This is a genomic window from Litorimonas sp., assembly GCA_029936425.1.
GTDB lineage: Bacteria > Pseudomonadota > Alphaproteobacteria > Caulobacterales > Maricaulaceae > Litorimonas.
This window is the reverse complement of the sequence record JAPYSU010000157.1, coordinates 1-1,132: the sequence shown is the minus strand read 5'-3', so window position 1 is coordinate 1,132 and position 1,132 is coordinate 1. Positions and strand designations below refer to the sequence as shown.

The 1,132-nt window shown below is 50.6% G+C and carries 2 protein-coding genes; one reads left to right on the top strand and one right to left on the bottom strand.

All coding sequences use genetic code 11. The features are described from left to right. The coding region (locus tag ACN0IC_RS15690) for a glycosyltransferase family protein (RefSeq protein WP_416879682.1) at positions 1-664 on the top strand (664 nt) is incomplete at its 5' end. Here ACN0IC_RS15690 and ACN0IC_RS15685 read toward each other — a convergent pair. After that, positions 642-1,132: lipopolysaccharide kinase InaA family protein (locus ACN0IC_RS15685; RefSeq protein ID WP_416879681.1), on the bottom strand; the 491-nt coding region annotated here is incomplete at its 5' end. The two genes, ACN0IC_RS15690 and ACN0IC_RS15685, sit on opposite strands and share 23 nt — an antisense overlap.

The following is a 1,132-nucleotide window of genomic DNA, read 5'->3' as shown; positions in this document are numbered from 1 at the left end:
ACTCTACGTCTACGAGGAAGATGCCTGCCAGGAAACTATGCCTGCCTCCAAATGGCGGGGAAAATTCAGCAACTTCTATCAGCACATTGCCCCTGAGAAAGTCCTGGTTACCGGAAGCGCAACGGCAGACAACCTCAAAAAAGAAGGCATCCCTGCGTTTTTTATTCCAAAAGGATACTCAAGCCACAACACCGGGCTGCTCAATACAAAAAGAGACATTGACGTTGGCTTCATAGGCCGCGTAAACAATGACGCCTACAAGAACCGGGCAGAGATCTTGAGGGACGCTCAGAGCGAGCTTGAATGCGAGATTATGCGCACAAGCACTCCCGAGGAATACAGGCGTACGCTCAACCGCATACGCTTCTTCTTCAGCGCAGATATAGGTCTAAACGAATACATGGCAAAGAACTTTGAAGCCATGGCTTGTGGCTGCATCCTCGTTGCCTACAGGCAAGGCAACAACGAAGAAGCTTCCCTGGGGCTGAAAGACATGGAAAATTGCATCCTCTACAACAACCTGGAAGAGGCAAAACAGAAAATTACCGAGATAAGGTCCAACCCGGAACGGGAAAACAAACTGAGGGACGAGTCCATCAATTTTTCCCGGAAATTCTCGCACTGGAATATGGGATTAACAATCAGTGAAGCCTTGAAGAGCTAAACTGGCGCCAATTCTTCTCGAAACGTTCTCGATCCTTTCTATTCCTCGCATTAATAATGCCAGGAACAAAAGAATGCGCCGCTCCATCAAGATCAATAAAGCTAACCACCCCGGTCTCGCTTGCCAATATATTCTGGGCCTTCATGTCACCATGACTGATACCTGCCCACTGAAAATGAGCCAGCCACTGGCGAACACTACCGGCAAGGCATTCAGCTCGGGGGCGTTCTTTCTCCATAAGTTCACTGAGGGGGCGCCCCGCAAGTCGAGGAAAGACAATCACACTGCTTCCTGCCTTTGCGCCCCGGGAAAACTCCGCCAGCATCACCGGTCGCGGAGTGGGAATGCCCAATAAAGCCCACAACCACCCTTGCCGCCAACTGATTGAAGCCCGGGACAAACCCAGCTTCTGTCTGGTGCGCGCCTTGATACCTGTTGCATGATAATGCTTCACCACCCAGTCATTAT